Raw genomic sequence first — 25,284 nt, 5'->3', positions numbered from 1 at the left:
GATAAACCACACGTTATGTTACAACATTCGTAAATCACTCTTTCGTATGAATACTGTTAAAGCCCACCGTATATTAGTCGTCGATGACGAGCCGGACGTCACCGAACTGTTAAAGTATCGGCTAGAGCAAGAAGGGTATCGTTGTGGCGTGCTGAATGATCCACTGCTATTTGTCAGCTACGCCCGGGACTTTCAACCAGACTTGATGATTTTTGATATCATGATGCCAGAGCTGAGTGGCTTGCAGCTCTGCCGCATTGCACGTGCCGATCCATTGATGAAGGATGTGCCGATTATCTTTTTGACGGCTCGTGGTGAGGTGGAGGATCGCGTTCAAGGTTTGGAGATTGGCGCAGATGACTACATCTCTAAGCCGTTCAGCTCCAAGGAGTTAATGCTTCGTGTGGGGCGTATTCTGGAGCGAAACACCAAGGCTATGACTGTTGCAGCGCCACGGCGGATCGAAATTGGTGGTGTAGTGGTTGATGAGGATTTGCACAGTGTGGCGGTGGATGGGGCTGAGGTCGTTTTGACTGCTACGGAATTTCGTTTGTTGAAATTATTGATGGAGCGAAAGGGGCGTGTGCAGTCACGTGAGCATTTATTAGTGAATGTCTGGAATTATGATACGGACATTGAGACGCGGACTGTGGATACGCATGTGCGCCGTGTTCGAGAAAAATTGGAGCCGTATGCGCATTTGATTGAGACTGTTCGCGGAGTTGGCTACCGTGCTGTCGATATCTAATGGTTATAGTTCTGAGTTTATTACTTTGTGCGGCGTTGTCCGCACTTTTTGTGACGGTGTTTCGAACGCGACGTGTTGTTCGCGAGTTGAAAGACGCGGTGCACTTGAATCGTTGCTTGTTGGTCAATGAACCATCATCGACGCTTAAGCGCTTGGGCTTTGACGGCTTAATTGGTGAGACTAATGGGCTGATTGATCGTTACCGTAAGTTTACGGATGTGGAGTCGGGGCATATGAATCAACTCGATGCGATGTTAGGATCGATCCAGGAGGCTGTGATTATTTTTAATGATGAACACGTGATTGAGTTTGTGAATGATTCGGCGCAGCTCTTGTTTCAGCGGGGGCGTATGCTCAAGGGAGTTCGTCTTGAAGTGGCGCTGCGCTCGCCGAGTTTGTTGGATTTTTTGAATACATATCGAGCGGATCGCAATTTGAAGATGGAGCAGGTCAGTGTTGAGCGAGAGGGTGGTGAGTTGTGGTTTGAGGCATCGTGTGCTGAAGTGCGTGGTGTGGCTTCGGAGAACGCTGAGTCGACTCTGTTGGTGTTGCACGATATCACACGCTTGAAGCGTCTAGAGGTGGTTCGGCGTGATTTTGTGGCAAATGTATCGCACGAGCTGCGCACGCCATTAACGATTATTAAGGGCTTTGCGGAGACGCTTGTTGAGGATAATGCGACGTTGCCGGTTGAGACTCGGGCGCGGTTTCTAGACAAAATTGTGAACAATGCGCAGCGGTTGCATGTGTTGGTGGAGGACTTGTTGGTGTTGTCGCGCTTAGAGTCTAAGCCAGAGCCGGTTGAGCGTTGCGTGCAGTCGTTACAGTCGCTGATGGAGGAGATATCAGACAACTATCGCTCGCGCCTTAAGGTGGATGAGCAAATGATGGAGCTGGATTTTGACGATCGAGTGGGGGAGTTTGCCTTTGAGCGCTTTCGTATTCAGCAGGTGTTTGATAATTTGATCGAAAACGCGTTTCGCTATGCGCCTCAGTTTACCCGTTTGGTTCTACGCGCACGGTATGACGAAGCAGAGAACATGGTTCTGTGTAGCGTTGAAGATGATGGGCCTGGCATTCCGGAGAAAGACGCGCCGCATATTTTTGAGCGCTTCTATAGGGTGGATAAGGGACGGTCGCGTGTAAGTGGTGGGACTGGCTTGGGGTTGAGTATTATGAAGCATATCGTGCATCAGCATGGTGGTCGTGTCTCTGTGGTGAGCGCGGTCGGGCAGGGGACGTCGATTCAGTTTAGTCTACCATATGTGCAAACGCTCTCGTAGTGGTTGAATTGAAAGCTTAAGGGCTGTGGTGGTTTGCTTCGCTGTTACTGAGCGAGAATGCTCGTTGTTGTGTGCAACTGCCTTGACCTAGGGAAGCTCGTCAGTGCATAAAGTGAGATTATGGAAATTTCACCAGCACATGCCCGCGAACTTGAAAGACAGCAGCAACGTAAAGCCGACCTGAAGGTTGAGTGCGATGCTGCCTTTGAGGGGGTCGATAGTATTCTATTTGAAGCGGGATGTGGCCATGGTCATTGGCTTACAAGCTATGCTGAAGAGAACTTGGAGCAGATGTGTGTCGGGATCGATCTGATCTCATGGCGTGTCCGTAAGGGCATCGAAAAGCGTGATAAGCGTGGGCTCAAGAATATGCACTTCTTTAAGGCAGAGTTGGGCGAGTTCCTGGAGGTGCTGCCGGAGCGCATACGTTTTGATATGACGGTGCTGCTATTTCCCGATCCATGGCCGAAGGCGAAGCATCACCGCCGCCGCATGGTGCAGACTGCGTTTCTGGATGAAGTCGCGCGTCGCACGGATGTGGGTGGTCGCTTTTGTTTCCGCTCCGATGATCTGCCTTACTATGAGTGGACGGTGGAGCATTTAGAGGCGCACCCTGAGTGGGAGATTGATACCACTGCTGAATGGCCTCACGAAATGGAGACTTATTTTCAGGAGTTGATGGACGGCTATTACTCAGTCGTGGCGCGACGCGTGTAGTCTATTCTAGATGCGTCGAGCGCAGATCTTTACGGAGCACTAGCTGTGAGATTTAGATGAGCGCTTCGGGGAATCAAGGCCTACGCAAAAGCGCCCCTTTTTGGAGCGCATCTCTGCCTATGAACCTTAAAAGAGTAGTTACAAGTCAGAGGACAGTAGTCAGAAGCTGAATATCAGTGTTTTATGAAGAATCTCCGATTCGCCAAATGGCTTCGCCCTTCGGTTGCACCTAAGGGCATAATAAGTGTCGCTGCGCTCGGTAGGCGGCGTCAAATACTCTCGTATGCGTTTTATTACCAAGGACTAACTTGCTACGCCATCTGCGGCAGACCTCCGTTTGACTCCTAACTTCTGAATCTAGGATGAAAAGGCGTGGATCTGCTTGCCTAGTGTTCGGCCGATGGGCGACTTGTAATACCAACATGCAACTAAAACTGGTAAAAAGGTTCAACCGCAGAGATCGCTGAGTGCGCCGAGGAGATGGAAAGGGCTGCGTGAAATGCTCTGCGTCAGCTCTCAGCGTGCTCTGCGATCTCTAGCGTAGCGGGCGGTTAACAAATACAGCTGAAAAGTATTCACAGTGGTCTTCCCTTCGATGGCTACAGACTACCAGAAAATGTCAAAGGATAGTATTAGATGATGTCCAGCCAGACAATGAGTATGAGTTGGCAGATCGTAGCGACGCCAAGCAGAGTGTAGGCAAATACCATAAAGGTGTCGGTGGCGAACTGGCGTTCACCGCTAGATTGACTGCGCTGTGAAGATGTGCGGCCTGCTAGTTTCCTATTAACCGTAGCGGGATTCACTTTGCGTTCGCGAAGGCGTGTGAGGCTGTCGGTTAGATTAGTTGGGCTACTCATGATGGGCAATGGGTTATAGAATTAGTTGGCTTAAGAAGATGGCCAAGTCTAGAAGGTGACCTTAAGTATATCAATAGTTATAAGCAACGCTAATGTTGAATTGGGAAAAAGTTAATTCTGGTGTTGACGCAAGGGGAATGGCATTACATCAAGTTCGCCTTTCTGGTGGTTTCACGCCACAAAAAAAACTACTTATCATTTTAGTTCCTTGTGAACAAATTACTACCAACTTTTCTCATCCTTTCTGGAACAGTAACATCACTGCAAGCTGCGGGTGATGGTGTGAGCCCGTCTCCCTACGAGTTGACGGAGATCTTTGGTCTTCCAGTAACGAATACGATCCTGACCACTTGGGTGATTTCCATCCTGTTTATTTTGGCGGTTCGCTTATTTGTCGGCAAGCCCAAGATGATCCCTGCCAAAGGTCAGGCTGTCGTGGAGTCATTGATCGATGGTTTACGCGGTTTGCTTGAACCGATTGTTGGGAAGAAGGCATTTCCGATGACATTCCCGCTATTGATTGGTTTGTTTTTGTTCATCGTCATTCATAACTGGAGTGGATTGATTCCAGGTGTCGGTGTTTTCGGTCATGTGGATGACGCTGGTCATTTTTCTTATTGGATGCGTCCCGCGAATTCTGATTTGAATGCGACGCTTGGTATGGCCTTGGTTGCGATGATCGGATGGTTGGTCATTAGTCTCCGTGTGGCTGGTCTGAAGTTCTTCGCATGGGAGTTGTTTGGTAACAAGGCCGACAAAAAGGAAACTCCGATTGCAGTGTATCTGATGTTGTTTCCAATTTTCATCGGTGTGGGACTCATTGAAGTCGTTTCGATCATGTTCCGTCCGGTCTCTTTGTCCTTTCGTCTCTTTGGTAATGTGTTCGGTGGCGAAAACTTGCTGACAAGCATGACAGGCATCGCCCCTTACTTGATCCCAGTTCCTTTCTATCTTTACGAAGTCTTGGTCGGTGTGGTTCAAGCACTCATCTTCACACTACTGGTCGCGATTTATGTTGGCCTGATGACCAACCACGAAGAAGACCACGCACACTAAACACTTTTACACTTTCTGTGTCGGGACCATGTGAGATTAAATGTGGGCGGCACTGGATAATAACTAAATCAATCAACAACTAAATAATATGTTCTCAATCCTAGCAGAAATCACTGGTAATCTTAACATCGTAGCTGCAGCCATCGCTGTGCCTATCGCAATTGGCCTGATCGGTCTCAAGGCATGTGAGTCTGTCGGTCGTAACCCAGAATCTGCTCCTAAGGTGCTGGTTCAGTCCATCATCGCTATGGCTTTCGCTGAAGCGATCGTGTTCTTCGCGATCTTCCTTGGCTAATCTGGTTTCCAAGTTTTTGCCGGCGGCCTTCGGGCCGTCGGCTCTTTCTGACTCTCTCTTTTCCACTCTTTTCCTCTCTATGAAGGCCATTTTCACCACACTGCTACTAGCACTCTCTTTACCGCTCGGTCTCGTAGCCGCTGAAGATGCACACGCTGCTTCGCACGACGCTGCCGTCCACGCAGTCACCAGTCTGCCAGCACATCCAACTGCACACGAAATCGTAGAACACGCTGAAGACGTGCTCGAGCATGCAGAAGACGTTGCGCATGCCGATGAGAGCAAGTTGACGATGATCACCGAAAAATTCGGTGTGGATTGGCCAACGTTGATCGCTCAGATGATCAACTTCATCTTGGTCGCTTTCATCCTCTATAAATTTGCTGTTAAGCCAATCGCTGCGACGCTCGACGAGCGCCAACAGAAGATTGCTGACGGCCTTCAGTATGCTGAAGAAATGAAGACACAGCTTGCAGCTGCTGAGCGCGAGCGCGCTGAGAAGATTAAAGCAGCCGCTGTGGATGCTCAAAAGATCCTGACTGAGTCCCGTGAACAGTCGAAGGAGATGATCGAGCAAAAGACACAAGAAGCCGCTGCTCAAGCTGAAGCGATCATTCGTAAAGCAAGTGAAGCGACTGAGCTTGAGCGCCAAAAGATGCTCTCTGATGTGCGTCAAGAAGTGGCACGCCTCGTTGTTGCTACCTCCGCTAAGGTGCTGTCTCGCGACCTTTCTGATACTGAGAAGAATACTTTCTCAGAGTCTGCTGCCACTGAACTGGCTAACAGCTAATTAAGCCTCATACTTTTCTATCCAGATGAAACGCGATAAAAAGATCATCCAGTTTGCCAAGAAGCTCGTTGAGCTATCGAAGGACAATGGTGTCGTAACAGAAGCAAAAATCGGTGAAGTGCTTGCTGGTTTGAAGCAAGCTAAGCATCGCCAACATCTTACGGTTCTCAAGAACTACCTTACCTTTGTTCGCCGCGAAGTCGCGCTGCAGACCGCCGTCGTTTCGACGCCGGATGCTCTGAGTGCCGATACGCTCAAGGCGATCGAAGCAAAATATACAAAAATTTATGGCCGCACGATTACTGCGACCATTCAAAAAGATACTTCCCTTATTGCTGGTGTGCGTGTGCGCGTCGGCGACGATGTGTATGATGCGTCCGTTGCTGGTCGTCTTCAACGCCTCGCCGAGAATGTCACCTAACCGACATTCGCACTTTCTCACCTTACTACTTTCTCACCATTAGTTTCTCATGAGCTCAATCGTTGAACAAATCGAAAAAGAAATCGCCAGCTTCGAAGCTGGTGCCGTCAAATCCAATACCGGTAAAATCGTATCCATCGCTGATGGTGTCGCCAAGCTCGAGGGCTTGTCCGGTCTTATGTATAACGAAATGATCGATTTCGGTCAGGGCGTCTTCGGGATCGCCTTGAATCTGGAAGAAGACGAAGTCGGTTGTGTTATCTTGGGTGACTACTCCAAGTTGAAGGAAGGCGACGAAGCCACCACAACTGGTAAACTACTTTCCGTTCCTGTCGGCAAAGGCCTCCTAGGTCGTGTCGTGGATGCAATTGGTAACCCAATCGATGGCAAAGGCCCAGTCGATGCGACAGAGATCTACCCTGTTGACCAACAAGCACCAGGCATCATCCCACGTAAGTCGGTGGATCAGCCAATGCAGACGGGTATCATGTCCATTGACTCGATGATCCCCATTGGCCGTGGCCAACGTGAGCTCATCATTGGTGACCGTTCGACTGGTAAGACAACCATCGCGATTGATACGATCATCAATCAAGCGAAGACCAACAACCAGCACCGCAACGAAGACGGCAGCTTCCCAGAAGACTTCCGCCCGGTTTACTCCATCTACGTAGCCGTCGGTCAAAAGAACTCTAACATCGCCCGCACAATCAACGTGCTCGAAAAAGCGGGCGCGATGGAATACACAATTATCGTTTCCGCTTCTGCTGGAGACAATCCTGCCAATCAATACATCGCGCCGTTCTCCGGTGCGTCGATGGGTGAATATTTCATGAACAATGGCATGGATGCGCTCATCGTATATGATGATCTTTCCAAGCAAGCGGTTGCGTATCGTCAAATTTCCTTGGTCCTGAAGCGCCCATCTGGTCGTGAAGCGTATCCGGGTGATGTTTTCTACCTTCACTCTCGCTTGCTCGAGCGTTCGGCACGTGTGAACGAGGACAATGGTGGTGGTTCGCTTACAGCGCTGCCAATCATTGAAACTCAAGCAGGTGACGTGTCCGCTTACATTCCTACCAATGTGATTTCGATTACAGACGGTCAGGTCTTCCTCGAAACTGACTTGTTCAATCAAGGTATCCGCCCAGCGGTATCGGTTGGTCTCTCCGTTTCTCGTGTGGGTTCTGCTGCGCAGATCAAGGCGATCAAGAAGGTGGCTGGTAAGGTGAAGCTTCAACTCGCACAGTTCCGTGAGTTGGCTGCGTTCGCTCAGTTCGGTTCCGACCTCGATGCGAAGACCAAGTCTCAGCTTGAGCGTGGTGCACGTGTGGTTGAGCTCTTCAAGCAGACTGCATTCAACCCGATCCCAGTCGAAGTTCAGTCGTCACTGATTTGGGCGGTTCAAAACGGTTTCTTCGATAAGATCGAGGTGGCTAAGATTGTTGAAGCGACTACTAGCCTCCGTGAGTTCTTCGAAACTCGTGGTAAGAAGGTCATGGACACCATCCGTTCTGAAAAAGCAATTAGTGAAGCATCTGAAGCTGGCATCAAGTCCGCTGTTGAAGAGTGGCTCGCTGGTTTCTCTGCTTAGGACATTCCTAATTTGTAATTCTTAATTCGTAATTTAAACCATGGCTAATCTTCGCGACATCCGCCGCCGCATCAAGTCGGTTAAAAATACCCGGCAGATCACGCGTGCGATGCAGCTGGTTTCGTCCTCCAAGATGAAACGAGCTCAGGACGCCGCAATCGCCGGTCGTCCCTACGCACTGCTGCTTGCTGATCTGCTTGATACAGTCGGTGAAAAACTCAACCTGACTGGTGTTACCATCTCGCATCCCTTCTTCGAGAAGCGCGAGGTCAAGACACGTGGTATCTTAGTGCTTTCCACTGACAAGGGCCTTTGTGGCGCTCTAAACTCTAATCTGTTCCGTAAGATCACAGAAGAGATCAAAGGAGCGGCGAAGTTCGTCGCTGTGGGCCGTAAAGCGACTCAGTTCGTTTCTCGCTCGAAGCGCGACCTCGTAGCTGATTTCACCATTTCCGATAAGGCTGAGTTCTCTGAACTACGCCCCATGCTGAAGCTGCTGATTGATGCCTACAAGAAGGGTGAAGTGGACACGATCGAAGTCGCTTACCCGCGCTTTGTGAACGTCATGGTTCAAGAGCCAATGATTCGCTCACTCCTGCCAATCGTTGATTTGCAGGAAGTGCTTGATAGCTTGAAGGAGCGCTTTGCTGACCTCACATCGCTTGATGCACGGAGTGACACTCGTGAAATGGTATTCGAGCCTTCTGCCGAAGCCGTGCTTGAGGCATTGCCTGAGCTCTACGTCAAAGTCATCATTCACCAGATGGTGCTGGAAAGCCGCGCAGCGGAATACAGTGCACGTATGGTGGCCATGAAGGCTGCTACAGATAACGCGACGACTCTCGTCGACGATCTTACTCTTGATTACAACAAGGCCCGTCAGGCTGCGATTACTCAAGAAATCCTTGAAATCGCCGCTTCCGCATCGGCTCAATAGTTCCTTATTAACCTTTATACTTCAAACCAACACACTTTTTAACCATGAGCAAAAACGGTAAAATCGTCCAAGTCATCGGCGCCGTCGTCGACGCTGCCTTCCCGCAAGACAGCGTCCCCGAAATTTTCGACGCTATCACAATCGATTACAGCATCGGAGGCGTTGATAAGCACCTCACACTCGAAGTGCAGCAGCACCTCGGTGACGGTCGCGTTCGCGCTGTTGCGATGACATCCACTGACGGTCTTGTCCGCGGCATGGATGTTGTTGGCACCGGTTCTTCGATCTCGGTTCCTGTCGGTGAGGCTGTTCTAGGCCGCATCTTCAACGTCACAGGTGACACTGTTGACGAGCGTGGTCCAGTTGGCACAGACGAGCGTCGCTCGATCCACCGCCTACCGCCCGCCTTGGTTGACCAAGCAACCGATGCCGAGATCCTCGAGACCGGTATCAAGGTCATCGACCTGATCTGCCCATTCACTAAGGGTGGTAAAGTTGGCGCTTTCGGTGGTGCGGGTGTTGGTAAGACCGTTGTCATCATGGAGCTGATCAACAACATCGCTAAGGCGCACGGTGGTTACTCCGTATTCGCTGGTGTGGGTGAGCGTTCTCGTGAGGGTAATGACCTTTACCACGAAATGTCTGACGCAGGCGTCATCAACCAAGAAGACCTCAGCCAATCCAAAGTGGCACTGGTCTATGGTCAAATGAACGAGCCTCCTGGTGCACGTATGCGTGTTGCGTTGTCCGGTCTGACTATGGCCGAATACTTCCGCGACGAGAAGAACCAGGACGTGTTGCTCTTCGTTGATAACATTTTCCGTTTCTCCCAAGCGGGTGCCGAGGTGTCCGCACTTCTAGGTCGTTCACCATCTGCGGTGGGTTACCAACCAACACTTTCTCAGGAAATGGGTAACCTTCAGGAGCGTATTACCTCCACTAAGAAGGGTTCGATTACATCCTTCCAAGCGGTCTACGTCCCTGCGGATGACTTGACTGACCCTGCGCCGGCTAACACCTTCGCTCACTTGGACTCCACCATCGTTCTTGAGCGTTCGATCGCTGAGCTTGGTATCTACCCTGCGGTGGATCCTCTTGCTTCGATCTCCAACGCACTTGACCCAGCGATCGTTGGCGAAGAGCACTACAAGTGTGCTCGTGGTGTGCAGGACGTGCTTCAGCGCTACAAGGACCTACAAGACATCATCGCGATTCTTGGTCTGGACGAGCTTTCTCCTGAAGATAAGCAGACTGTTTACCGTGCACGTAAGGTTCAAAAGTTCCTTTCTCAGCCATTCCACGTTGCGGAAGTCTTCACTGGCACACCTGGTGAATACGTTTCCACTGCAGACACCATTAAGGGCTTCCAAATGATCCTTAACGGTGAGTGTGATGACCTTGCAGAGAACGACCTTTACATGAAGGGCGGCATCGACATGGCGATTGAAGCCAACAAGAAGGGGTAGGCAGCGAAGCTGCCTAAAATAAGAGATAAGAAAGTAGAAATTAGAGATTATTTCCATTTCTTAAATCTAATTTCTTAAATCTAAATTCTAAAAACATGCTTAAACTCGAAATCATCACGCCTGACGCAGTTGTCCTTACAACCGAAGCCGATCAGGTCGTATTGCCGACTGAGTCGGGCGAGGCAGGTATCTTGACTGGTCACATTCCAATGGTTACCAAAATCGTCGCTGGCGAATTGAAGGTAATCAAAGGTTCTGGGGCTGAGTTCATCGCTGTAGACCATGGCTTCGCCAAGGTGATCGGTAATACCATCTCTGTTCTCACTGAAGCGGCCGTCGACGTAAAAGACATCGACCTAGCCGACGTTGAGTCCGCTCAAGCACGTGCCGAAGAAGCACTTCGTGTCGCAGCGACCGAAGGTCACGATCCAGACGAGGTCGAGAAGCTTGAATCGAATATTCAGTTCTTGATTGCTCAGAAGCTCTCCAAAGGCCGTCGTCGCTAAGCGAACCGACACATAGTTTTCAAAAACGCGTCTCCGCAAGGAGGCGCGTTTTTTTGTTTGTAGGGGCTTTGCTCTGCGAAGACCGCGACCGCACTGCTTGGCTTCAAATCGAACGAGCGACACCACTGACACGACCAAGCCGTAAGAGCGGTTGTCGTCATTTGCACACGCGCGGTCTTCGCCAATTCGACAAGCTCATGGTCTTAGACGGAGCAAAGCCCCTACGAATCGGCTGTGGAACATTTATCCAAGAACGATCGATCCTACGACTGAGGTGTCTAATACATCAGCTTGCTTTAAGTGTAGGGGCTTTGCTCTGCGAAGACCGCGACCGCACTGCTTGGCTTCAAATCGAACGAGCGACACCACTGACACGACCAAGCCTCAAGAGCGGTTGTCGTCATTTGCACACGCGCGGTCTTCGCGAGCAAAGCCCCTACGAATCGGCTGTAGAACATTTATCGAGGAACGATCAATCCTACGACTGAGGTGTCTAATACATCAGCTTGTTGTATGCGTAGAGGCTTTGCTCTGCGAAGGCCGCGACCGCACTACCTAGCTTCAAATCGACCGAGCGCCTCCAACGACACGACCAAGCCGTAAGAGCGGTTGTTGTCATTTGCACACGCGCGGTCTTCGCAAGCAAAGCCCCTACGAATCGGCTGTGGAACATTTATCGTGGAACGGTTGATTTCCTTTTATTTAAAGGGATCAGCTTGAACTTATCCCAAAAGGTGTCGTCGTGGAACATTTATCGTGGAACGTTATAGGTCTCCACGGTCGCACCGTGGAGAATGCGTAGGGGCTTTGTTCCGTCTAAGACCATGAGCTTGTCGAATTGGCGAAGACCGCGACAGCACTGTCTCGCTTCAAATCGAACGAGGGGCACCAACGACGCGACCAGGCCTCAAGGGCGGTTGTTTCGCCTGCGACAGTAGGACTCAGCTCTCAAACAGATTGACCATTTTCACGCCCGAACTCTGCGATGTTTCGAGTTGCAATAGTCAGTCCGTGACTGAGTGCACTTGCCGCGAGCAGTCCGTCAATGACTGGAAGAGTGCTCGGCTATCATGTGCCCCATTGATCGCTGTAGTATTCTTGCTTGCAGGCTATCCTTTACCCCGGCTTGACGAATTTTCGATTTGAGTAATATTATATTACCTATGAGGACTAGTATATTACTCGATGACGAATTGGCCGAGCGATTCCGGGAGTGTTCACGGAATCGGGGGCAGAGTATGAGTGCATTTCTGGCAGAAGCGGGTCGTGCGGCATTGCGGGCAGAGCAGGCCGAAGAGCAGCCACCCTTTGAGTTGGTGACGTATGGTAGCGAGGGCTCGCAGGCTGGCGTGAATCTGGATCAACCGAGTGCATTGTTAGCTGCAGAGGATGAGGCTCGTTACGGGAAATGAAGCTCTGTGATGTCAACGTTCTGATTTATGCCCATCGGCCTGATTCGATTGAAGAGCACGCGGCCTATGCTGATTTTATAACTCAAATGGCGATTGGTGATGAGGCATATGGGCTCTCCGAGGCCGTGCTGACTGGCTTCGTTCGGATCGTGACAAATCGAAAGATCTTCAAAGACCCGACTCCAATTGAGACGGCTTTGGCGTTTTGTGATAATCTACGCAAACGTCCGCAGGCCTGCGTCTTGCGCCCGGGGGCGCGGAATTGGGAGATTTTTCAGAAGCTTTGTGTGGAGTTGCCGGCACGTGGGAAATTGGTGGCCGATGCGTGGCATGGCGCACTCGCGATTGAATATGATTGCGAATGGATATCCACTGACAGCGACTTTGCTCGATTCAAAGGCCTACGTTGGAAGCATCCTTTAACTTTAAAAGAGTAGTTAGAAGTTAGTAGGCAGACCTCCGTCGAACTCCTGAATATAGGTTTATAGCAGTGGCGTTGCGAAGGCACGCATCATGCTATATGTGTCTGAACGATTCTTTCCTGACACTCTCAGCAATGAATACTCATGAGCGAATCCGCTAAAGACCCTCACACAAATTGTTTAGGCAAAGACTTTGTCGAGCTGAAACCTGACCAGAATTACTGGCAAAAGGCGCAGACTGATAAAGGTGCCTTTATCGTCGATGGTGCGAGCTATTATAAAGCCTTCCGCGAAGCCATTATGCAAGCCGAGCGCACTGTCTGCATACTTGCATGGGACTTGATGGGAGATGTGGAATTGATTCGTGACGCGTCTCACGATGACTCTCTGCCAACGTCGCTTGTCGATTTTATTTACGAGGTGGTAGAGCAAAAGCCTGAGCTGGAGGTCTATATTTTACTTTGGGACTACTCGATGGTCTATTTGGTGGAGCGCGATTGGATCCCATTCACTCGCTTTCGTCAGGAGCCGCACCCGCGTATAAAATTGGAGACAGATGCTGCGATTAACATTGGCGCATCACACCACCAGAAAGTGGTCGTGATCGACGGGGACTTTGCCTTCTGCGGGGGAATGGACATCAGTGCGTGGCGTTGGGATACGGCCGCACACCTGCCTGAGGACACACGTCGGGTAACAGCCAAGGGTGAGTCGTATCAACCTTACCATGACATTCATGCAGCTATCTCTGGTCCGGCAGCTAATAAACTCGATGACCTCTGCCGTGAGCGTTGGCAACGGGCGACACAGCAAGCTGCACCATGGCCTAAAGTGGAACAGTCGAGCAAGGTGTGGCCGGAATCACTAGAGCCTGATTTCGATCAAGCGAATACGGTCTTCGCTTTGACATACTCAGGGTATAAAGACTATCCCGAGGTCACTCAAATCGAGCAATTACATCTCGATATGATCGCATCGGCGGAGCGTTATATTTATATAGAGAATCAGTATCTCTCCTCGCATGCCATTACAGATGCGCTGATTAAAAGGCTTAAACAAGACGATGGCCCTGAGGTGACGATCCTATTAACGCAAGATACCGGCGGTTGGCTAGAAGAGGGGACGCTCGGGCTCTTACGCTGCCGACTCTTGGAGAAGCTGGTCGCAGCGGATACGCATAAACGATTTGGTGCGTATTATCCGCATGTGCGGGATGCAGATGGCAATGAAAGCCAAATCTATGTGCATGCGAAGGCATTGATCTGTGACGACCGAGTGGTAATGATTGGCTCGGCCAATTTGAGTAACCGATCCATGAAAGTGGATTCCGAGATTATGATGGCGCTCGGCTTAGGCCAGGCCTCTAATGCGGCTCCCGAACTGTTGCGCCGCCTGCTCGCGATGCATTTGGCTACAGACGCTGATGAAGTGGATCGCGTGCTCGAAAACAAAGGTTCGATCAATCAAACGATCGAGGCCCTCAATGAAGGCAGCATGCACCAGTTGCGAAAGCTGAGCATTGGTTGCTCAGGGCCGTTCACTCGCAAATTGGCTGATACTCAACTGTTGGATCCGGACGATCCGATTGATCCCGGCTATTGGGTCAACAAAGCGATGACTGCCTCCGACACGGATAGCGACCACTCGACACTGAAGCGTCGCATCATGATTGGCTGTGCAGTTGTCGCAGTCTTCCTCGTTGGGCTAGGGTTGAAAGAAGCGTGGGGCAGTGTGATCGATAAAGATTCTGTTGAGACTTTCTTTGAAACTCTAAATCAGAGTGCTTGGACGTTGCCGTTGCTGTTTATCATTTTCTTCCTTGCTGGGCTTGCGGCGATATCGATCAACCTGCTGTTGGTGTCCGCGACCCTAGTGATCGGGCCATGGGCGGCGCTCGGGTGTGGTTTCATCGGATCCATACTCAGTGCTATTGCAGCGTTCTATATCGGTGCTCGAGCGGGGCAACCTGTGCTTGAGAAGTTGTTTGCCGATCGGTTGCAGAAACTGAGTAAGCAGATTCAAAACCGTGGTATTTTCTCGGTGGCGCTATTACGGGTGGTGCCCATTGCGCCCTTTGTTGTGATCAATCTCGTGGCTGGTATCTCCAAGATGAAGCTGCGCACCTTCGTGGCGGGATCCTGCCTCGGCATGCTACCTGGCATGGCAGGGGTGGTCTTTGTGACGCATCAAGCAAAGGGCGCTTACACCGACCCGAGTTGGCAGACTTGGCTCTACCTCGTTCTGGGAATTGCAGCCCTAATTGGGCTCAGTATTGCAGCCAAGAAGTGGTTTAAGTAAGCTCTACTAGTAAAACTGACTACGATGCGTATTCTTAGTTACAATATTCATGGCTGTATCGGCAGCGACGGCGTCGAATCTCCGCAGCGAATTCTAGAGGTCATCCAAGCAGTCGATGCCGATGTTGTCTGCTTGCAAGAGGTGCACAGTGATGACGCACTTGACCGCAACTTTCTGCAGCAATTGCAAACGCTCGCATACTCGGCGGTGATCTATGGGAAAACAATGCGCAAGCCTTCCGCAGATTATGGAAATGTGCTGCTTCTGCGCGAACCGCCGGATCAGCTGGAGCGCATTGAATTGCCCACGCAAGGAGGGGAACCCCGTGGTTTGATCATCGCGGACAGTATGATCGACCAATCCCGCTATCGTATACTTGCCACGCATTTGGATATTATTGGAAATGAGCGCAAGCGGCAGGTGCAGGCCGTGTTAGATCATTTACCCAGTGCAGAGTCAGAGACACGTGTGATACTCCTTGGAGATCTCAACGAGTGGTTTCCGTATCGAGGCTATTTTCGACACTTTGTTCGTCAGTTTGATCATATATCGGCAATTAAAACCTTTCCGGCGAAGAGGAGCTTATTTGCACTCGATCGTATTGCCTTACGGGGACGTGCGGAACGTGTATCCTTTCATACAGTCTACACATCGCTGGCGCGTGTTGCATCTGACCATAAACCGCTGATATGCGATGTTGTTTGGGAAGCTGGGGCTCGCGATATCGCTCGATAGCGGTTTGTAGTCGTCAGTAAGGTTTCGACCCGCAAGGCTTCCGCTCGCGAAATCTATAGCAGCATACATCACATGAAATTAGAGCAAAAAAAGGGGAAGCGTTGGGATCACCTCAAACTTGAGGGCGGTCGGATTGAGCATGAGTGGGATCTCGGGCGTGATAGCGGCAGCCGCAGCACGGCACTTTCAAATCTGGATCCGCATATCGGGCGGCATGGCAAGAAAACCGAAGGCAAGGCACCATATTTGGTGATGGCGGCCGTGGTCGCTGGTCTCATGGTGCTGGCGACTCAAGGGGATGATGTGAGTTTGGTCTTTTGGGGATTGTTACCGACTCTGTTCGTCCTGCTCATTGTGGTGGCCTTTCGCATCCGATCCAAAGAGGACGCGTCCATTATTTACATGAAAGATGGCTCTGTGTTTGCGATCGTTCGCCACGATTGGGTGGAGCAGGCGAAGCGTGAGGCGTTTTTAAAGAAGCTGAAGTAGTTGTCGCCTTCCCCAAAAAAACAGGCAGCTCCCGAAGGAACTGCCCGGTGGCATGAAGATGAAGTGTCGTGCTGCTTAGAGCGCCTCGGCTGGATCCATGACGTTGATTGTCATGGCTGCTGGTTTATCAGCTGCTTCGATCTGAATCCAGTCGGCCATGATACGGGCGCTTTCACGTAGGTAGATGTCGAAGGCTGGCTTGTCTTCTTCATCTTCCTCTGTGCTTTCACTTTCGATGCCGAGCTCTGTCTGTCGCGATCCGGCTGGATCTTCCGCTGCGAGGGCGACTTCTGCAGCTTCAGCATCCAGTAAGTTCTGCTTGGATTCTGCTTCTTGCTCTTCGGCGATCTTGAGGATGATTGCTTCTTCGGCGTAATTGGTCTCACGGAGCGCTTCGTAAGAGTCGTCCATTGCTTCGATATAAGTCTGATCTTTGATCTTACGGGCGATGCGTTGTTCGAGGTTCAGCGAAATCGACTTCTCGTCGTAGCGCTGACGGCGCCATTCGATCTGTTCGTTGAGGAATGCGAACTCTTCCAGTGATGCTTGGCGCGCCTGGCTTTGATCTGCGAGCGCGGCTTTGAGTGCAGGGTCTTCTGGGCTGGCAATGTTAAGCTTCTTCCAGTCGTTGAACCACTCGACTTCTGGGATCGAATCCCAAGGCAAGGCGTGTGGCAGATCGGATTCACCGATCGGTAGGAACTCGTTGACAGAGGGCAGTGCAATATCGGATGGCACGCCTTTGAGCTGCGTCGAGCTGCCGCCAGGGAGGTAGAACTGCTTGATCGTGATCTTGGAAGCGACGGGACGTGTCTGTGGTGTGGCTGCGCTTTGGAACCAAGAGAAGGCTGGGCGGGTGTTCATGTGGTAAACTTCCTGCACGGTGCCTTTACCGTGAGTGGATGTGTTCCCGACGATCAGGGCGCGCTTGTGATCTTGCAGTGCACCGGCAACGATCTCGGAGGCTGAAGCACTGAAGCGGGAGGTCAGGACGATCAGCGGGCCTTCCCACTGTATGTCGAGATCACGGTCAGAGAGGACATCGGTGCGGCCGTCTGGATTGCGCACTTGCACGACGGGGCCAACGGGAATGAAGAGCCCTGCGACGCGCACTGCCTCGCTGAGTAGGCCGCCACCATTCATACGAAGGTCGAGGATGATGCCTTGGGCACCTGCCGCTTTGAGCTTCTGGAGCAGCTCAGTGACATCGTCAGAAGTGGTGGTCAATGTGCCGCCTGCACCGATGTTGCCGTAGAACGAAGGCAGCTCGATGACGCCGACAGGGATGAGATCACCATCCGCATCGGGAACATGGATCAATTTCGCGGAGGCGAGGTTGGCCGTCAGTTTGACTTCGCCACGAGTGATCGAGACTTCTTTGCGAATCGATGGGTCGCCTGCAGAGCCAGGGCGGATGAGCAGGCGCACGATGGTGTCTTTTTCGCCTTTAATTTTGCGGACGACGTAGCGGAGCTGCATGTCGACGACGTCTTCAAATTCGCCATCCTCACCTTGAGCGACTGCGAGGATCTTATCTTCGTCGTGGAGTAGGCCGGACTCTTCGGCAGGACCGCCGGGCAGTATCTGCTTGATGGTGCAAATACCGTCGTCGTCTTGAAGGAGGGCACCGATGCCAACGAAGGAGTTTTGCACGGCAGAGTTAAAGCTTTCGAGAGTGTCTGCAGAGAGGAAGCTGGAATGTGGGTCGAAGAGTTGCGTCATCGAGTTGATGAAGGACTCTTGAACTTCGGCGGCTTCACGGTCGACGATGTAGGTGAGGTTGCGCTCGTAGCGGCGGCGGATCTTTTCGCGTGCGGCATCGAGTGTTTCAGCCATGAACTCGGGATCATTGAGGAGGCGTTGCACCTTGGTTGGGTCATAGGCTTCGTCGTCATTATCCTTAACGAGGTCCGGGTTCTGAGTTTCGCCGTATTCGACTTCTTCTTCCTTCTCTTCACCCGCGAGTGAGAGGAGTTCGTTGAGCAGTTCGTATTTTAAGCGACGCTCCCAAAGATCAGCGCTTTCGGCAGCACTGGTTGGCCATTCGGCTTCGCGGCGGTCGGGAGCAAAGCTCTCTTCGGTGTTAAAGTCAAAGTCTTGGGTTAGACGCTCGTAGACCCAATCAGTTCGGGCGCTGACGTCATCTTGAAAGGCGGTGTAGATTTCGAAGGCGGCGTAGAGATTTCCTTTTTGGAGGAAGTCTTCCATCGCATCGCCAAAGCGGAAGGTGAAGTCATCGACTTCGCTTTGTAGAAAATACATGCGACCGTAGTCAAATGATTCGGCGAAGGCCTCGACCATCTCTTTGCCGTCGAGCGCCTCCATTGTGCCGCGAAGATAGTGGCGCGAATTAATAGTATTCACTACCCAGCGTGTTTGAGACGCCATTTCTTTGGTCTGCTCAAGCTGTCCGTAAACTGGGCCGTGGAGCGTGATAGCGGCGAGGGTAATACCGCCGAGGCGAGTGATGGTTTTGAGCATAGAAGTCATTGACAGGTGAGAAAGTATGAAAGTGGGACGAAGCGCGAGTCGCGCGAAGATGGTGAACCGTCTGCGGTTTGCCCCGAAGGGGTGACTGAAGCCGGGTGCCCTTTGGGCAGGTGAAGGAACAAAGTATGAAGGTTGGGCAATTATTTGCCGAGTATGTCTTTTGCGCGGTCGAGGGTCGCTTTTTCGCTCGCCTCGAGCGAGCCGAAGCCGGAGGCGTTGATTTTATCTAAAATACGGTCGACCTCTTTTTGGAGGTCAGCGCTGCTAGTGCTGGTGGTCGGGCGGTTGACGCTGTAGCTGGTCTGTGCGGCGGTTTTATTACGGCGCTTAAACCACTCTGGCACTTCGATGACGGGTTTGCTAGTCGCTGCGCCAAAGGGTGACTGTTTGTTATAAACGTAGCGGAAATAGAGCACGCCGACGAGGAAGCCGCCAAGGTGTGCGGAGTGCGCGACGTGCGCATTTCCGGGTAGTTCGACGAACAGCAGCGAATAAGTCGAATAGCCCAGTAGTCCCCAAAAGAGCCATTTCGGTTTGACGGTGACTGGCAGAATAAAGAAGAGGAGCAGGGTGATCGGTTGGTCGGGGTGGCGCATGCAGAAAAAGGACATCAACGCGAAGACCGCTGCGGAAGCGCCGACGACTGTGTTATGGCCGTTGAAGTGAAAAGCCAAATAAGTGAGCGCGCCAACCACTGCGCCGCTGAAATACAGTAGTAGGAATTGCTGCTTGCCCAGAAGTGGCTCTAACATCCGACCGATAAAGTAGAGGCCGAGCATATTGCCGACGATGTGCATGATCGTCTCGGTGCTGTGCAAAAAGGCATAGGTGACAACGGTCCAGACTTTGAGTGCTTTGAAATTATCGGCGCTAAAGGCAAACCAGTCCCCTAGAAAGGGGTTGGGACGTCCACCAGGGCCTGGGAAGCTGACGTTGAGCACTTGTTGGAGCACAAAGATGCCAATCGTCACAAATAGGAGAGTCGTTACTGCGCTGGTCTGCTTGGCGGCAGGCTCAGGCGTTTGGCGCATATACGGGCGGTCGTAGAGCATAGAAAGTTAAATGTGGTAGTTTAGCACTCAACAAGACCGCAGCGAAGGGAGCCTGTTCCCGTGAGTGCAAAGCAGATAGGGAATAGTGCTTTTGGAGGGATTGCAATCGAAGTTCTGGTTTGATGCAAATCAGGATCGACGGGGCTTCCCGCTTGACTCGCATACGAAATTCTCGATTTTCCAAATATGGCAGAAATAGACGAAAAATGGCCGGAAAATGTGAAGGGCAAGTTCTATGTCGATGAGCAATGCATCGATTGTGACTTATGCCGCGAAACTGCTCCGGATTTCTTTACCCGTAACGAAGACGGAGGTTACTCCTTCGTGCACAAGCAACCGGAGTCTGAAGAAGGCATCGAGCTGTGCATGGAAGCCCTTGAAGGCTGCCCTGTCGAAGCGATTGGTGATGACGGCGAAGGCTAAACTGCGTTCCCCGAATTAAATTTCAAAAGCCCGCAGGTGTTTGCGGGCTTTTTTGTGTCCATGGTTCCAGAGGTGCTGAGGTCCATGAAATATTTTGCAGAGCTGAAAAGTCGGCAAAGCCTGGCCCTCTCAGTTGCTTGCTCTATACGACATGTTCTGCGTCGCCCCAAGAGCGAAGGCGGGAGCGGTTGGATCAAATTAAATATGCGCGCGCAGTGGGTTTTAAGAATACCGTTTCCACACTGTCGGTGAGAATAGCACCAAAACCGCGTAGAACTCGAGGCGACCGAGAATCATCAGCAAAGAGAGGAAGATCTTGGTGGTGCTATGCAGGAAGTTGAAGTTTTCAGCTGGTCCGATGGATTTGAATCCTGGGCCGACATTGAACAAGGTGGTCTGCACACAGGAAAAGACTTCCATAAAAGTGAGTGAGGGCTCGATGGCAGATACGAAAACCATCGAGGCGATTTCGATTATAGCCACTAGCATGAGGAAGACGATGACACTTTGGATGGCGCTTTCGCTGATGACTTTACCACCCATGCGCATGGGCTTCGTGATGTTGGGGCGGAAGGATTGCACAATGCTGCGCAGCGCGGTGCGGGTGGCGATGACGATACGCACGACTTTGACGCCTCCACCTGTGGATCCGGAGCAACCGCCGATGACCATCAAGATTAAGAGCACCATTTTAGCCGATGGTAGCCAAGTATCAAAATTCACTGTCGAGTATCCAGTGGTCGTCATGATTGAGACCGTTTGAAAGGCGGCTGCACGGATACTGTCGTGGTCGGGGAGTTGGCCAGTCAGTTCGGTAAGGTAAAGGGTCAGCAGCGCAGTGCTGCCGACTATGATGCCGAGATACCAGTAGACCTCATTGTTCTTGTGCTGGCCCTTGCTGCGACCTCGTAAAATACGGATGACGAATACGAAGGTCGCGCCGGAGAGTGTCATGAATACGATCGAGATCCACTCCAATACCGGGCTTTGGAATTGCTCCATACTGATTGGTTCGGTGCTGAACCCTCCCGTCGCTACGGTAGTCATGGCATGGTTGATCGCTTGAAACCAGTTCATCCCGCCGATCGCATAGGCGAGCATACAGGAAAAGGAGAGCCCTAGGTAGTAGAGCATCAAATAGAATGCACCGCTCTGAATACGTCCATGGTCAAAGTCGGAGGAGGTGCCGGAGGATTCGTTACTGAATAGAATCTTCGCACCTGCGCCGAGGGAGGACAGGATCGCAACGAAGAACACGACCACCCCTAAGCCGCCGACCCATTGACTGAGCGAACGCCAGAACAACAGGCTTTTCGGGAATTCGTAAAACTCAGGAAAGGCCGTCGCTCCGGTCGTGGTGAGGCCGGAAGAGCTTTCAAAAATTGCGTCCGCGATGCTGCAGTCCTCAACAATCAAGATGTAGGGAATCGAACCGACGATGGTGGCGAGTAGCCATGACAGCCCGATGGTGCAGAGCGCTTCTCGGCGAAAGAGTTTCGCATTTCCTTTGCGTCCGAGCAGCAGGAAGAGTGCGGAGAGTAAGAGCGCGATGCCGATTGAGAGGGCGAAGGCTTGTATCGACTGGTCCAAATAAGTTTCGCCGCAGGCGAACCCCGCGAGAACGCAGAGACCAAATGCTCCAGCGAGTGCCAGAAGCACCATGCCTAAGAGCTTGTAGATGATTGCGGTATTCACTGTTTAGACGAGGCGTTCAAGGAGCGCTTTTTCCTGATCGTTGGTGACGATCACCACGACGCGGTCACCGGCGAGGATAATATCGTCTGCGGCAGGCACTTTCGCTTTGAATTTATGCTGTAGCGCAACCAGTAGGCTACCCCGCGGGAATTGCAGGTCTTTGACGCTGCGGCCGACACATGGGCTGGAGTGACTGATGCGCACTTCGAGGATTCGGCCTCCTGCTGCGGGCAATTCGGCGAGCATGGCGACTGTTTCGGTCGAGAGCGTGCGGAGCATGAAGTCGGCAGTGGCACGACGCGGAGAGACGACCACCTCGATGGCGAGGGTCGTCTTTAGCATGCCGAGCAGTTCGTCGTAGTCGCCCTTGTTGATCACCAGTTGCACGTGCTTCGCGCCGAGTTTGGAGGCTTGAATACAGGTGAGGATGTTTTCCTCGTCATCCTTTGTGCAACCCACGAAATAGTCGGCGCTGCCGATTTGCTCTTCTTCGAGCAAGCGCAGCGAGGTGGCATCGCCGTTAATAACCGTGATGTGTGGGAAACGCTCTGCCAACTGGCGGCAAATTTCGGGGTTTTTCTCGATCACGCGAATTTTGAAACGTGGATTCGTGAGTAATTGGATCAAATTAATCGCAGTTTCGCTGGCTCCGAAGAGCACGACCCGTGAGAGATCCACTTTGTGCTTTGGATCAAATTTTTGGCGTATGGCGAACAATGCTTCAGGATGGCCGAAGTGGGTGACGAGATCGCCTTCTTCCATGATGCTATCGGCACTGGCGATTTCGCTGATGCCGTTGCGTTGAATGTAGCCAATGCGCACTCGAGGGTCGAATTTGAGGTCTTTGAGCTGCTTCCCGATCAAGCGAGAGCCTGCTGCGACGCGTTGCTGCTGCACTTCGATTTGGCCGCGGGCAAAGTTTTCCACCGCGACACGACCAGCGCCGCGAATTTCCTTGGCCAGCTCAACCGCGCAAATGGCTTCCGGATTGACCAGCAGGTCGATGCCGAAGTGCAGTTGGTAGTTGATTACCGAATTGTCACTGTAGGTCTCGTCGTGGATGCGGGCGATGGTGTTCTTTGCGCCGAGCCCTTTGGCTAGTGAGCAGGAGATCACATTGGTGCGGTCGTCACTCGTCATCGCGAGGAAGGCATCGCACTCCGCCACATCGACTTCGACCAGTTGACGCGCAGAACTACCGTTACCTTGAATGATACGTGCATTCTGCTCCTCATCGAGCTTCTCACAGCGTAGCGGTGAGCGTTCGATCAAGGTCACATCGTGCCCAGAGGCAGAGAGTGTGGTGCAAAGATTGTGGCCGACTTCGCCGGCGCCAACGATGATGATTTTCATAACGAATATGTCTAAATGACTTTAAACTTCTGGCGCAGTGTGACGGTGTCTCCTAGTATTTCCAGAGTTTAATTTGAGGAGAAAACCTCATCATTTGCCGTGGAATTGGGCACCTATTAAATTACTAGGGGACGGCCTTGGAGAGTCGTAGTGCGGTGTTTTAGGCCGCTCGCCGAGCCTTCGCAAAACTGCGTCTGAAGCGCAATGCATTGCATATTACCAGATTAGCAAAATTTAAATAGGATTACGTTCTAGCCATGCGTATTTTATGGCCACGAAAAGGCACAAGAATGCACAAAATTTTCTGCTATTTAGTTTTCGTGCTTCTTCGTGCCTTTTTGTGGCTGAATCTCAGCGCTCTAGGTTTTAATTTCGTCCGAAAACATACAGGTATCGAAATATGCAATGGCATTGGCCTGAAGCGCGCAGCTACCGGATGCAGCTTTTACACCGAAATTTCTACCGTAAAGCTGGACCGCTTGCCTGGCTCGACTGTGTGTAGGCCTTTGCCGTGCTCGGCGCTATTTGGCGGCCCCATCCAAGGCTCGACGCAGTAGAACGGGCTGTCTTTGAATTCAGTCCAGATCACCACCGCGTTTTCGGGCGAAGCGGTCTCTGTGTTCTGCAAAATGCGCATCTTGATGTCTTCGCTGCCGTCGTTGGGGCCAAATGTAATGAGTTCACCGTTCAATTTGGTAAAGATGCGGTCGCTGTTCTCGGATTTGCCGAACGAGCTTTCTTTGTTAAACCGTTTGACTGGCACGAGTGAGCCGTCGTCGGCCTGGGTGTAGCATTCTTTGGCTGGGATCTTGAAGCGGTAGTCCGAGCGCGTCGATCCCTCACGCCAAGGCAGCGTGAAGTAGAAGTGGTGCCCTGCTGACCAGAGCATCGGCTGCGTGTCCAGATTCTCTAGCGCTAGTGTGACTTTCAGCGATAAGTCGCTAAACTCGTAGCGCACGGTAAAGCGGTAAGTGTAGGGGTAAGCTTCTGTGTCGGCCTCCGTTGGTTTCAGCTCTGCTGTAAAGCCTTGCTCGTTGATGGAGACGATTGCGAATGCACCATTGCGGGTGAATCCATGCATGGGCATCGGACGCACTGTGCCGTGCTGGTCTGGCCAGTAGCCGAGTTCGCCTGCATGGAAGCTGCGAGCAGCGAACGGGAAGAGAATGGGATTGCCGCCGCGCACCTTGGCAAAGTTACCGAAGTCGGCATTTTCTGGCCAGTGAATGACGTCGCGCACGCTGCCATCCGACATTTGCACGTTCCAATTCATCAAGCGCGCGCCTTCTTCGATACGAGCAAGAAAGGTCGAAGGGCCGCAATTCCAGCGATGCAGTGTGACTCCGTTATAATCAATCGTTTCCATGGGGATTGTTGTGTAAGACTAATTCCGCACTTGGAAATAGGAAAGTGCCCTGGAGTGTGATTCTGTTTATGGGTGAATCGATGGGTGCTTCAAATGCTTTACGATGCCCGCTTCCATCATCTTCTCAAATTCTTGAGTGATGTATTTATCCACGGCGGAGCTGATGTGATCCACGTCTGCGTCGACTTGGATTGCATTCATCCATACTGGTTCACGTTCGCCGCTTACAAATAAATAGTTGGTAACGATGGTGCTAATGTTGGTTTCCCATAACCCGGGTGCGGATGCTCCTAGTAGCTCGTCAGTTAATGCGGAACTCGAACGCTTCTTGCTTGTTTCTGTCTTCTGCACGTTACCGATCCGCATAAACAGAATGGCTGCGGGCGCATTGCCTGCGAGGTAGCTGTTCATGGTTTCTACGTTCATCGACGTAACTGACGGTAGTGTTGTATAAGATACGGAGGCATTCACCCCTTCTAATTGGAGTGATTCAACCATGTGATCTTCCAGCATTGTGCGGATCTTGGGACTTGCAGCATTCGACATGACCAAAACGCGATACTCACCGCCTCCGATCCATTGCCTGTCGATGCCGCTTTGGAGCTCAGTGACTGAGCTGTTTTGGCAAGACACCAATAAAAGAAGGGCCAACAATGGGGAGACGATTTTCATCTGGAGTGATTTGAATGTAAACACGGAAGCCACTGCATCTTTCTATCTTCGAGAGATCAAGGCTAAGAATCGCGCAGGCTCGCTTTGTTTGACTCACATCGATGGATGTGAGCGACGGGCGTTCGGACTTCACCAATGTGAATCAGTATAAGGGGGATACGGCTTTTGCTCAGTCCTTTGGAATCGTGGATTTTTGATTCCGAA

Annotated in this window: 25 protein-coding genes; 17 read left to right on the top strand and 8 right to left on the bottom strand. The window is 51.6% G+C overall.

All coding sequences use genetic code 11. The annotated features are described in order from the left end of the window. Positions 1-46 precede the first annotated feature (46 nt). From GZZ87_RS04750 to GZZ87_RS04740, 3 genes are all read left to right on the top strand, one after another. Complete coding sequence (locus GZZ87_RS04750; protein WP_162026177.1) at positions 47-748, top strand: response regulator transcription factor; 702 nt, start codon at positions 47-49, stop codon at positions 746-748. Next, entirely contained in the window at positions 748-2,031 is a 1,284-nt protein-coding gene (locus tag GZZ87_RS04745) for an ATP-binding protein (protein ID WP_162051275.1), read from the top strand. The genes GZZ87_RS04750 and GZZ87_RS04745 overlap by 1 nt, the downstream gene beginning before the upstream one ends. Before the next feature lie 120 nt (positions 2,032-2,151). Then, on the top strand, positions 2,152-2,748 hold the full coding sequence (locus GZZ87_RS04740) for a methyltransferase domain-containing protein (protein ID WP_162026179.1): 597 nt from the start codon (positions 2,152-2,154) through the stop codon (positions 2,746-2,748). A gap of 632 nt (positions 2,749-3,380) precedes the next feature. On the opposite strand, the gene GZZ87_RS04735 is transcribed toward GZZ87_RS04740, so the two are convergent. Beyond that, a complete protein-coding gene (locus GZZ87_RS04735; protein ID WP_162026180.1) occupies positions 3,381-3,608 on the bottom strand; it encodes a hypothetical protein in 228 nt (75 codons plus the stop codon). Between the two features lie 210 nt (positions 3,609-3,818). Between GZZ87_RS04735 and atpB the strand changes: the two genes are divergently transcribed. From atpB to atpC, 8 genes are all read left to right on the top strand, one after another. Beyond that, positions 3,819-4,664, top strand: a complete 846-nt coding sequence (atpB, locus tag GZZ87_RS04730) for a F0F1 ATP synthase subunit A (RefSeq protein ID WP_244648136.1) — start codon at positions 3,819-3,821, stop codon at positions 4,662-4,664. 88 nt (positions 4,665-4,752) lie between these two features. Then, on the top strand, positions 4,753-4,959 hold the full coding sequence (locus tag GZZ87_RS04725; RefSeq protein WP_162026181.1) for an ATP synthase F0 subunit C: 207 nt from the start codon (positions 4,753-4,755) through the stop codon (positions 4,957-4,959). Positions 4,960-5,038: 79 nt separating this feature from the next. After that, positions 5,039-5,749, top strand: coding sequence for a F0F1 ATP synthase subunit B (gene atpF / locus GZZ87_RS04720; protein ID WP_162026182.1), 711 nt, complete (start codon positions 5,039-5,041; stop codon positions 5,747-5,749). Positions 5,750-5,774: 25 nt separating this feature from the next. Continuing rightward, positions 5,775-6,170 (top strand): F0F1 ATP synthase subunit delta, encoded by a 396-nt coding sequence (locus GZZ87_RS04715; protein ID WP_162026183.1) that lies wholly within the window; start codon positions 5,775-5,777, stop codon positions 6,168-6,170. 49 nt (positions 6,171-6,219) lie between these two features. After that, positions 6,220-7,764: a F0F1 ATP synthase subunit alpha gene (atpA, locus tag GZZ87_RS04710; RefSeq protein ID WP_162026184.1), complete on the top strand. Its 1,545-nt coding sequence runs from the start codon at positions 6,220-6,222 to the stop codon at positions 7,762-7,764. Positions 7,765-7,804: 40 nt separating this feature from the next. Continuing rightward, positions 7,805-8,701 carry an ATP synthase F1 subunit gamma gene (gene atpG / locus GZZ87_RS04705; protein WP_162026185.1) on the top strand — a complete coding sequence of 299 codons (897 nt, stop codon included), beginning with the start codon at positions 7,805-7,807 and terminating at the stop codon, positions 8,699-8,701. Between the two features lie 44 nt (positions 8,702-8,745). Further along, complete coding sequence (gene atpD, locus GZZ87_RS04700) at positions 8,746-10,167, top strand: F0F1 ATP synthase subunit beta (protein WP_162026186.1); 1,422 nt, start codon at positions 8,746-8,748, stop codon at positions 10,165-10,167. 95 nt (positions 10,168-10,262) lie between these two features. Next, positions 10,263-10,673 (top strand): ATP synthase F1 subunit epsilon, encoded by a 411-nt coding sequence (gene atpC, locus GZZ87_RS04695; RefSeq protein ID WP_162026187.1) that lies wholly within the window; start codon positions 10,263-10,265, stop codon positions 10,671-10,673. 493 nt (positions 10,674-11,166) lie between these two features. Here atpC and GZZ87_RS19885 read toward each other — a convergent pair whose 3' ends face one another. Further along, complete coding sequence (locus tag GZZ87_RS19885) at positions 11,167-11,292, bottom strand: hypothetical protein (protein ID WP_280178273.1); 126 nt, start codon at positions 11,290-11,292, stop codon at positions 11,167-11,169. 619 nt (positions 11,293-11,911) lie between these two features. Between GZZ87_RS19885 and GZZ87_RS04690 the strand changes: the two genes are divergently transcribed. The 5 genes from GZZ87_RS04690 (at position 11,912) to GZZ87_RS04670 (ending at position 16,029) form a co-directional block, all read left to right on the top strand. Next, on the top strand, positions 11,912-12,085 hold the full coding sequence (locus GZZ87_RS04690) for a hypothetical protein (RefSeq protein ID WP_244648135.1): 174 nt from the start codon (positions 11,912-11,914) through the stop codon (positions 12,083-12,085). Next, positions 12,082-12,522 (top strand): type II toxin-antitoxin system VapC family toxin, encoded by a 441-nt coding sequence (locus GZZ87_RS04685; protein WP_162026189.1) that lies wholly within the window; start codon positions 12,082-12,084, stop codon positions 12,520-12,522. Before GZZ87_RS04690 ends, GZZ87_RS04685 begins: the two co-directional genes overlap by 4 nt. A 129-nt stretch (positions 12,523-12,651) precedes the next feature. Beyond that, positions 12,652-14,805 (top strand): VTT domain-containing protein, encoded by a 2,154-nt coding sequence (locus GZZ87_RS04680; RefSeq protein ID WP_162026190.1) that lies wholly within the window; start codon positions 12,652-12,654, stop codon positions 14,803-14,805. Between the two features lie 24 nt (positions 14,806-14,829). Further along, positions 14,830-15,540 carry an endonuclease/exonuclease/phosphatase family protein gene (locus GZZ87_RS04675; protein WP_162026191.1) on the top strand — a complete coding sequence of 237 codons (711 nt, stop codon included), beginning with the start codon at positions 14,830-14,832 and terminating at the stop codon, positions 15,538-15,540. Positions 15,541-15,612: 72 nt separating this feature from the next. Continuing rightward, positions 15,613-16,029: a hypothetical protein gene (locus GZZ87_RS04670; protein ID WP_162026192.1), complete on the top strand. Its 417-nt coding sequence runs from the start codon at positions 15,613-15,615 to the stop codon at positions 16,027-16,029. Positions 16,030-16,104: 75 nt separating this feature from the next. On the opposite strand, the gene GZZ87_RS04665 is transcribed toward GZZ87_RS04670, so the two are convergent. After that, on the bottom strand, positions 16,105-18,510 hold the full coding sequence (locus GZZ87_RS04665; protein WP_162026193.1) for a carboxy terminal-processing peptidase: 2,406 nt from the start codon (positions 18,508-18,510) through the stop codon (positions 16,105-16,107). 149 nt (positions 18,511-18,659) lie between these two features. Beyond that, positions 18,660-19,571: a rhomboid family intramembrane serine protease gene (locus tag GZZ87_RS04660; RefSeq protein WP_162026194.1), complete on the bottom strand. Its 912-nt coding sequence runs from the start codon at positions 19,569-19,571 to the stop codon at positions 18,660-18,662. Between the two features lie 186 nt (positions 19,572-19,757). Between GZZ87_RS04660 and GZZ87_RS04655 the strand changes: the two genes are divergently transcribed. Next, positions 19,758-19,994: a ferredoxin gene (locus GZZ87_RS04655; protein WP_162026195.1), complete on the top strand. Its 237-nt coding sequence runs from the start codon at positions 19,758-19,760 to the stop codon at positions 19,992-19,994. Between the two features lie 222 nt (positions 19,995-20,216). Here GZZ87_RS04655 and GZZ87_RS04650 read toward each other — a convergent pair whose 3' ends face one another. The 4 genes from GZZ87_RS04650 to GZZ87_RS04635 all read right to left on the bottom strand — a co-directional run bounded on the left by GZZ87_RS04650 (position 20,217) and on the right by GZZ87_RS04635 (position 25,080). Next, positions 20,217-21,689, bottom strand: coding sequence for a TrkH family potassium uptake protein (locus tag GZZ87_RS04650; protein WP_162026196.1), 1,473 nt, complete (start codon positions 21,687-21,689; stop codon positions 20,217-20,219). A 3-nt stretch (positions 21,690-21,692) separates the two neighbouring features. Then, positions 21,693-23,042 (bottom strand): Trk system potassium transporter TrkA, encoded by a 1,350-nt coding sequence (gene trkA / locus GZZ87_RS04645; protein WP_162026197.1) that lies wholly within the window; start codon positions 23,040-23,042, stop codon positions 21,693-21,695. Between the two features lie 445 nt (positions 23,043-23,487). Further along, on the bottom strand, positions 23,488-24,408 hold the full coding sequence (locus GZZ87_RS04640; protein WP_162026198.1) for an aldose epimerase: 921 nt from the start codon (positions 24,406-24,408) through the stop codon (positions 23,488-23,490). 66 nt (positions 24,409-24,474) lie between these two features. Then, complete coding sequence (locus tag GZZ87_RS04635; protein ID WP_162026199.1) at positions 24,475-25,080, bottom strand: hypothetical protein; 606 nt, start codon at positions 25,078-25,080, stop codon at positions 24,475-24,477. Positions 25,081-25,284 lie beyond the last annotated feature (204 nt).

Origin of the sequence: Lentimonas sp. CC4, from assembly GCF_902728235.1 — a bacterium.
Classification (GTDB): Bacteria; Verrucomicrobiota; Verrucomicrobiia; order Opitutales; family Coraliomargaritaceae; genus Lentimonas.
Note: the sequence above shows the minus strand (reverse complement) of the source record. Positions and strands in the feature narration are given on the sequence as shown.